Origin of the sequence: Pseudomonas sp. 34 E 7 (assembly GCF_900005715.1) — a bacterium.
Classification (GTDB): Bacteria; Pseudomonadota; Gammaproteobacteria; order Pseudomonadales; family Pseudomonadaceae; genus Aquipseudomonas; species Aquipseudomonas orientalis_A.
In genome coordinates, this window is sequence record NZ_CVTX01000160.1 from 37,054 (window position 1) to 45,423 (window position 8,370).

Genomic DNA, 8,370 nt, shown 5'->3' on the forward strand with positions numbered 1-8,370 from the left:
GATAGTTTGAGCCTTACTTGCCCGTCTTGACCTTGGTCCAGCTACGGGTCATTAAACGCTGCACGGTCGGGGGCAGCTCGCCGTTGACGAATGTCCGATCGAGTACCGCCTGCGGTGGGTAAACCGCTGCGTCGGTGCGTATCGATTGCTCCATCAGTGAGTCCGACCCTGGGTTGGGGTTGGCGTAACCGACGTAATCACTGACCTGGGCGATCACCTCAGGTTGCAGCAAATAGTTGATGAACGCGTGGGCTTCCTTGACGTTGGTGGCGTCCTTGGGGATCGCCAGCACGTCAAACCACAGGTTGCCGCCTTCCTTGGGAATCGCGTAGGCGATGTTCACGCCTTTGCCCGCTTCGGCGGCACGTGCCCTGGCCTGGAACACATCGCCGGAAAAACCGGCGGCCACGCAGATATTGCCGTTGGCCAGGTCCGAGATGTATTTGGAGGAATGGAAGTAGGTCACGTAGGGGCGGACTTTGAGCAACTTCTCCTCGGCCTTCTTGTAGTCGGCCGGGTTGGTGCTGTTCGGGTCCAAGCCCATGTAGTTGAGGACTGCGGGCAGCATTTCATCCGCCGAATCCATGAATGAAACACCGCAGCTGGCGAGCTTCTTCATGTTTTCCGGCTCGAACAGCACGGCCCAGGAGTCGATTTTGTCGACGCCCAGCACCTCCTTCACCTTATCGACGTTGTAACCGATGCCATTGGTGCCCCACAGGTACGGCACGGCGTACGCATTGCCCGGATCGTTTTTCTCAAGGCGCTTGAGCAACGCCGGGTCGAGGTTGGCGTAGTGGTTCAGCAATGACTTGTCGAGCTTCTGGAACGCCCCGGCCTTGATCTGCTTGCCCAGGAAGTGGTTGGACGGCACCACCACGTCGTAGCCGGTACGCCCGGCGAGCAGCTTGCCTTCCAGGGTTTCGTTGGAATCGAACACGTCATACACGGGCTTGATGCCGGTGGCCTTTTCGAAATTGGCCAGGGTGTCGGGGCCGATGTAGTCCGACCAGTTATAAACATGCACAGTCGGTGCGGCCTGCACGCTGACAGCCAGCGTGATACCTGCACCCACCAGCAAGGCTTTGCGAAATAAAGAAATTGGCAAGTGGAGGTCCTCTTAAATAGTTGGGCCCAAGTTGTTGCCCGGCAACAAACCGGCGCGCAACTTACCCTCGATAAACCGATCCGGCAAAAACTTTCTGTCATTTAACTGTAGGAGCGAGCTTGCTCGCGAAGGTCGTCAACGCTCATGCGGGGCATCAGGCACCCCGCAGCGCTCTTGAATTTTTCGCGAGCAAGCTCGCTCCTACAGGTTTTGTGCGTTACTTGCCCGATTTGATCTTGGTCCAGCTGCGGGTCATTTCACGCTGGGTTGCAGCCGGCAGGTCGGCAATGGCGTAGAGCTTGGCCTGCACGTCCGCTGGTGGGTAGATGCCCGGGTCGCTGGTGATGTCTTTGTCGACCAGTGCGGTGGCTTTCTCGTTACCGTTCGGGAAACGCACGCTGTTGGTGATCGAAGCCATCACTTCCGGCTTGAGCAGGTAGTTCATGAACGCGTAGGCGGCTTCGACGTTTTCAGCATCTTTCGGGATGGCGACCATGTCGAAGAAACTGCCGGCGCCTTCTTTCGGAATGTCGTAGGCCACCTTGACCTTGCCACCGGCTTCAGCCGCACGGGACTTGGCCTGCTGGATGTCACCCGAGTAACCCACGGCCACGCAGATGTTGCCGTTGGCCAGGTCCGAGATGTACTTGGACGAGTGGAAGTAGCCAATCGAAGGACGGATTTTCAGGAACAGGTCTTCGGCTTGCTTGAGGTCGGCTTTCTTCTGGGTGTCGGTCGGCAGGCCCAGGTAATGCAGCGCAATCGGCAGCATTTCGGTCGGCGAATCGAGGAAGCTCACGCCGCAGCTTTTCAGCTTGGCGATGTTTTCCGGCTTCATCAGCACATCCCACGACTCGATCTTGTCCACGCCCAGCGCGGCCTTGACCTTCTCCGGGTTGTAGCCGATACCGATCGAGCCCCACATGTACGGGAACGCGTGCTTGTTGTCCGGGTCGCTGACCGACACGGCCTTGAGCAGCGATTTGTTCAGGTTGCTGTACTCAGGCAGCTTGGACTTGTCCAGCTCCTGGTACACGCCGGCCTTGATCTGCTTGGCCAGGAAGTTGTTCGACGGTACGACGATGTCATAGCCGGACTTGCCTGCCAGCAACTTGGCTTCCAGGGTCTCGTTGCTGTCGAACACGTCGTACACCACCTTGATGCCCGACTCCTTTTCGAAGTTGGCGATGGTGTCCGGTGCGATGTAGTCGGACCAGTTGTAGACGTGCAGGACTTTATTGTCCGCCTGGGCCGCGCCCGCCATTGCGCCCATCAGGGACAAGGCGAGGAGGGTCTTGCCAGCGTTTTTCAAACCTAATGCCTTCATTGGATGATGCTCCGATTTTTCTTTTTGGGCCGCACGTAGTAAATGTTTCGGGCCCAGCCAAAGGGCAACAAAACAGGACGACAGTCTGGCAAGTTCGGGGGCCCCCTTTCAACCGGCCCCCACATTTATCTACTCAGTCCTGCAATGCCGCCAACGTCAGGTCCAGGCACTGGCGGGCCTTGGTCACCAGCTCGTCGATTTCAGCCTTGCTGATCACCAGCGGCGGCGAAATGATCATGGTATCGCCCACGGCGCGCATGATCAGGCCGTTTTCGAAGCAGAAGGTTCGGCAAATCATGCCGGCGCCCTTGCCTTCGTAGCGCTTGCGCGTGGCCTTGTCCTGCACCAACTCGATCGCACCGAGCATACCCACACCGCGCACTTCACCCACCAGTGGATGGTCGGCCAGTTCCCGCAGACGTTTCTGCAAATACGGTGCCGTTTCTTCATGCACGCGGCTGACGATTTTTTCATCGCGCAGGATGCGGATGTTTTCCAGGGCCACCGCCGCCGCCACCGGATGCCCGGAGTAGGTGAAACCGTGGTTGAAATCGCCGCCTTCGTTGAGCACGGCCACCACGTCGTCGTGCACGATCAGGCCGCCCATGGGGACGTAGCCGGACGTCAGGCCCTTGGCGATGGTCATCATGTGTGGCTTGAGGTCGTAGAAATCGCTGCCGAACCACTGCCCGGTACGGCCGAAGCCGCAGATGACTTCGTCGGCGACAAACAGGATGTCGTACTTGGCGAGGATTTCCTTGATGCGCGGCCAGTAGCTGTCAGGCGGCACGATCACGCCACCGGCGCCCTGGATCGGCTCGGCAATAAAGGCACCGACGTTGTCCACGCCCAGTTCCAGGATCTTCTCTTCCAACTGGTTGGCGGCCCAGATCCCGAATTCTTCAGGGCTCATGTCGCCACCTTCGCCAAACCAGTACGGCTGGGCGATGTGGGTGATGCCCGGGATCGGCAGGTCGCCCTGCTCATGCATATAGGTCATGCCGCCCAGGCTGGCGCCGGCCACGGTGGAACCGTGGTAGCCATTCTTGCGGCTGATGATGATTTTCTTGTTCGGCTGGCCCTTGATCGCCCAGTAGTGGCGGACCATGCGCAACATGGTGTCGTTGCCTTCGGAGCCGGAACCGGTGAAGAACACGTGGTTCATCCCGGCCGGTGCGACGTCGGAAATGACTTTGGCCAGTTCGAGTACCGGCGGGTGGGCAGTCTGGAAGAACAGGTTGTAGTACGGCAGTTCTTTCATCTGTTTGGCGGCGGCGTCGGCCAGTTCATCGCGACCGTAACCGATCGCCACGCACCACAGGCCGGCCATGCCGTCGAGGATCTTGTTGCCTTCGCTGTCCCACAGGTAGACGCCGTGGGCTTTGGTGATGATCCTTGGGCCTTTCTCTTTCAATTGCTTGAAGTCGCTGAACGGCGCGAGGTGGTGATCATTGCTCAAGGCTTGCCATTCACGGGTTTGCGGGTTGTTGCTGGACATACCGATCTCCTGGAATTTTCGGTGAAGGGCGCGCCATGTGAAGGCGCGCCCGGCGCATCAGACGGCGAAGAGCAGGAATTCCCGCTCCCACGAACTGATCACGCGCTTGAAGTTTTCATGCTCGGCCCGCTTGACCGCGACGTAGCCTGTGATGAATTTCTGCCCCAGGTATTTTTCGATGGTCTTGCTGTTTTCCATGCGTTCCAGGGCGTCCTCGATGGTCAGCGGCAGGCGCAGGTTGCGCCGCTCGTAACCACGGCCCACCACGGGTGCGCTCGGGTTATGGCCTTCGACCATGCCGATGTAGCCACACAGTAAACTGGCGGCAATCGCCAGGTACGGGTTGGCGTCGGCGCCCGGCAAGCGGTTTTCCACGCGGCGGTTCTGCGGCCCGGCATCCGGTACGCGCAGGCCCACGGTGCGGTTTTCTTCACCCCATTCCACGTTCACCGGCGCCGAGGTGTCGGGCAGGAAGCGGCGGAATGAATTCACGTTGGGGGCGAATAAAGGCAGCAACTCGGGGATGAATTTCTGCAGGCCGCCAATATGGTTGAGGAACAGCTGGCTCATGCTCCCGTCTTCGTTGGAGAAGACGTTCTTGCCGGTGGCGATGTCGATGATGCTCTGGTGCAGGTGCATCGCGCTGCCGGGCTCGCCGGTCATGGGCTTGGCCATGAAGGTGGCGGCCACGTTGTGCTTGAGCGCGGCTTCCCGCATGGTGCGCTTGAACACCAGGATCTGGTCGGCCAGGGACAGCGCATCGCCGTGACGGAAGTTGATTTCCATCTGTGCGGTGCCGTCTTCGTGGATCAAGGTATCGAGGTCCAGCTCCTGCAGTTCGCACCAGTCATAGACGTCTTCGAACAGCGGGTCGAATTCGTTGGCGGCTTCTATAGAGAAGGACTGGCGCCCCGTCTCCGGTCGACCGGAACGGCCAATCGGCGGTTGCAGCGGGAAGTCCGGGTCTTCGCAGCGCTTGGTCAGGTAGAACTCCATCTCCGGCGCCACGATAGGCTGCCAGCCACGGTCGGCGTAGAGCTTGAGGACTTTCTTGAGTACGTTGCGCGGCGACAGCTCGATCGGGTTGCCTTGCTTGTCGTAGGTGTCGTGGATCACCTGGGCGGTCGGCTCGATGGCCCAGGGCACCAGGAATACCGCGTTCTGGTCGGGGCGGCAGATCATGTCGATGTCGGCCGGGTCGAGCAATTCGTAATAGATGTCGTCTTCGACATAGTCGCCGGTTACGGTCTGCAACAGAACGCTTTCGGGCAGGCGCATGCCTTTTTCGGCGATGAACTTGTTGGTCGGCGAAATCTTGCCCCGGGTGATGCCGGTGAGGTCGCCAATCATGCATTCGACTTCTGTGATCTTGTGGTCTTTCAACCAATCGGTGAGCTGGTCGAGGTTGTTACTCATAAATGCCTCTGGGCTGGGTTTCCTGGCATCCGTTAAAGGCCAGGCGTTGGTTGACGCAGCATCCGCGTCGTGTGTTCATTCAGGGTAGGAGCTTACCTGCCATTTGCTGCAACGTTGCATTCCTCACGCCAAAGTTGTGCGCAATTTTGATCGGCGAGGTGGACAAGGGCTTGTCAGTGGCGGATGAGATGGCAAAGAAGAGGCCGGACCGGCCGTCAAGAATATTAGCCGGTGCGCGAGCATTGACGCGGGACGAAAGGACTGCGGACAACGCCCGGTTCAAGCAGGCATAGACACCCAATGGTGGCAGGTGAAACATGAAGCACCCCGATATTATTGCTGTTATGGGTTTGAATCGAGCTTAGCCTTGTTCATTTTCTTACACAACACCCCCGTAAAAAATACAACACGGCCCGCTCAAGCCGGCTGGTCCCAAGACCCTGAAACCCAAAAAACCGCTCTAAAAAGCCCCAAAAAAGGCGCCAAGGCGCTTTTTTAGGGCAAAAAAGGCCTCGCTTGACTTCGGCATGCCGTTCGGGTTGACTGAAACCAGAAAAGATCAATGATTGATATTTTTAACAACAAAGGTGTTGCATCATGTCGGTACCCCCGCGTGCCGTTCAGCTTAACGAAGCGAACGCGTTCCTTAAGGATCATCCTGAGGTTCTGTACGTAGACCTTCTAATTGCGGATATGAATGGTGTGGTGCGCGGCAAGCGCATCGAACGCACCAGCCTCCACAAGGTTTACGAGAAGGGCATTAACCTGCCTGCCTCTTTATTTGCCCTGGATATCAATGGCTCGACGGTGGAAAGCACCGGCCTGGGCCTGGACATCGGCGATGCTGACCGAATCTGTTATCCAATCCCCGACACCCTGTGCAATGAACCCTGGCAAAAGCGCCCTACCGCGCAACTGCTGATGACCATGCACGAACTCGAAGGTGAACCCTTCTTCGCTGATCCACGCGAAGTACTGCGCCAAGTGGTGAGCAAGTTCGACGACATGGGCCTGACCATCTGCGCCGCCTTCGAGCTTGAGTTCTACCTGATCGACCAGGAGAACGTGAACGGCCGCCCTCAACCGCCGCGCTCGCCGATCTCCGGCAAACGCCCGCATTCGACACAGGTCTACCTGATCGACGACCTCGACGAATACGTCGACTGCCTCCAGGACATTCTGGAAGGTGCCAAGGAGCAAGGCATCCCGGCCGATGCCATCGTCAAGGAAAGTGCCCCGGCGCAGTTCGAAGTGAACCTGCACCACGTGGCCGACCCGATCAAGGCCTGCGACTACGCGGTACTGCTCAAGCGCCTGATCAAGAACATCGCCTACGACCATGAGATGGACACCACCTTCATGGCCAAGCCTTACCCGGGCCAGGCAGGCAACGGTTTGCACGTGCACATCTCCATTCTGGACAAGGACGGCAAGAACATTTTTGCCAGCGAGGATCCCGAGCAGAACGCCGCATTGCGTCACGCGATCGGCGGTGTGCTCGAGACCCTGCCCGCCCAGATGGCGTTCCTGTGCCCCAACGTCAACTCCTACCGCCGTTTCGGCGCACAGTTCTACGTGCCGAATTCGCCGTGCTGGGGCCTGGACAACCGCACCGTGGCGATTCGCGTACCGACCGGCTCGTCCGATGCTGTGCGCATCGAACACCGCGTGGCCGGCGCCGACGCCAACCCTTACCTGCTGATGGCTTCGGTATTGGCCGGCGTGCACCACGGCCTGACCAACAAGATCGAACCGGGCGCGCCCGTGGAAGGCAACAGCTACGAGCAGAACGAACAGAGCCTGCCGAACAACCTGCGCGATGCCCTGCGCGAGTTGGACGACAGCGAGGTGATGGCCAAGTACATCGATCCCAAATATATCGATATCTTCGTCGCCTGTAAGGAAAGCGAGCTGGAGGAGTTCGAACACTCCATCTCCGACCTTGAGTACAACTGGTACCTGCATACCGTGTAAGCGGTTGCGGTATTGAAGAAACGCCACAGGCTTGAGGGTCTGTGGCGTTTTTTTTGCGCTGCACTCTCGTTCCCGCGCTCCGCGTGGGAATGCATCAAGGGACGCTCCGCGTCCCAAGAGCAGACGCGGAGCGTCCAGTGAGGCATTCCCACGCAGAGCGTGGGAACGATCCTAGGGTCGCGTACAATGCCCGCTGCCTTGTAGGAGACTTCCATGACAACCGCCGCCACTCGCAAACCCCGCGCCCGCAGTCAAGCGCGGATCGACGCGATCCTGGACGCCGCCCGCGCCTTGCTGGCGGCCGAAGGCGTGGCCGGTTTGTCGATCTACAGCGTGGCCGAACGGGCGCAGATCCCGCCATCGTCGGTGTACCACTTTTTCGCCAGCGTGCCGGCACTGCTCGAGGCGTTGACGGCCGATGTGCACGCCGCCTTTCGCGCGGCCATCCAGGCGCCCATCGAACACGACTCGCTCAAGACCTGGCGCGACCTGTCCTGCATCGTCGAGCAGCGCATGCTCGCCATCTACAGCCATGACGCCGCCGCGCGCCAGTTGATCCTGGCCCAGCATGGGTTGACTGAAGTGACCCAGGCGGATCGTCAGCATGACCTGGAACTCGGCGATTTGATGCTGGCGGTATTCAATCGCCACTTTGAAGTGCCGACACTACCGAGCGATGTGGATGTGTTCGCCCTGGCGCTTGAATTGAGCGACCGCGTGTATGCGCGCTCGGTGCATCAGCATGGGCAGATTACGCCGCGCATGGCGCAGGAAGGCATGCGGGTGTTTGATGCGTATGTGGGGCTTTATTTGCCGGCTTACCTGCCCAAGCGCTGAGTCTTGTGTTGGCTGGGCCGGCGTCATCGGGGGCATAGGTATCTACACACCTGCGTAGCACCCAACGGTAACCACGATGCGAAGCGAGTCGCTCTTGATCTGGCTTTTGATCTTGGTCTTAGGCGCCCCGTTAAACCACGCTGGCCGAACGCAGGCTTGAATCCGTGGGTAACCCGGCAGGACGCCGGGTTAGCCGCACTGGGCCATGGA

6 protein-coding genes are annotated in these 8,370 nt (G+C 59.2%); 2 read left to right on the forward strand and 4 right to left on the reverse strand.

Annotation, left to right across the window (positions count from 1 at the left end; translation table 11 throughout):
* Positions 1 to 13 precede the first annotated feature (13 nt).
* From BFP96_RS21160 to BFP96_RS21175, 4 genes are all read right to left on the reverse strand, one after another.
* Complete coding sequence (locus BFP96_RS21160; protein ID WP_065893883.1) at positions 14 to 1,108, reverse strand: polyamine ABC transporter substrate-binding protein; 1,095 nt, start codon at positions 1,106 to 1,108, stop codon at positions 14 to 16.
* 217 nt (positions 1,109 to 1,325) lie between these two features.
* A complete protein-coding gene (locus tag BFP96_RS21165; RefSeq protein ID WP_065934330.1) occupies positions 1,326 to 2,420 on the reverse strand; it encodes a polyamine ABC transporter substrate-binding protein in 1,095 nt (364 codons plus the stop codon).
* A gap of 148 nt (positions 2,421 to 2,568) precedes the next feature.
* On the reverse strand, positions 2,569 to 3,933 hold the full coding sequence (locus BFP96_RS21170) for an aspartate aminotransferase family protein (protein WP_065893884.1): 1,365 nt from the start codon (positions 3,931 to 3,933) through the stop codon (positions 2,569 to 2,571).
* A 57-nt stretch (positions 3,934 to 3,990) separates the two neighbouring features.
* On the reverse strand, positions 3,991 to 5,349 hold the full coding sequence (locus tag BFP96_RS21175) for a glutamine synthetase family protein (RefSeq protein ID WP_057723413.1): 1,359 nt from the start codon (positions 5,347 to 5,349) through the stop codon (positions 3,991 to 3,993).
* 597 nt (positions 5,350 to 5,946) lie between these two features.
* Between BFP96_RS21175 and BFP96_RS21185 the strand changes: the two genes are divergently transcribed.
* Both BFP96_RS21185 and BFP96_RS21190 read left to right on the forward strand, forming a co-directional pair.
* Positions 5,947 to 7,323 (forward strand): glutamine synthetase family protein, encoded by a 1,377-nt coding sequence (locus BFP96_RS21185; RefSeq protein ID WP_003176781.1) that lies wholly within the window; start codon positions 5,947 to 5,949, stop codon positions 7,321 to 7,323.
* Between the two features lie 213 nt (positions 7,324 to 7,536).
* Positions 7,537 to 8,160 (forward strand): TetR/AcrR family transcriptional regulator, encoded by a 624-nt coding sequence (locus BFP96_RS21190; protein ID WP_065936953.1) that lies wholly within the window; start codon positions 7,537 to 7,539, stop codon positions 8,158 to 8,160.
* The last annotated feature ends 210 nt before the right edge of the window (positions 8,161 to 8,370 follow it).

Bases quoted from the DNA above. Each gene is read 5' to 3' on its own strand.
- BFP96_RS21170 (WP_065893884.1), bottom strand. From the start codon at position 3,933: ATGTCCAGCAACAACCCGCAAACCCGTGAATGGCAAGCCTTGAGCAAT.
- BFP96_RS21175 (WP_057723413.1), bottom strand. From the start codon at position 5,349: ATGAGTAACAACCTCGACCAGCTCACCGATTGGTTGAAAGACCACAAG.
- BFP96_RS21185 (WP_003176781.1), top strand. From the start codon at position 5,947: ATGTCGGTACCCCCGCGTGCCGTTCAGCTTAACGAAGCGAACGCGTTC.
- BFP96_RS21190 (WP_065936953.1), top strand. From the start codon at position 7,537: ATGACAACCGCCGCCACTCGCAAACCCCGCGCCCGCAGTCAAGCGCGG.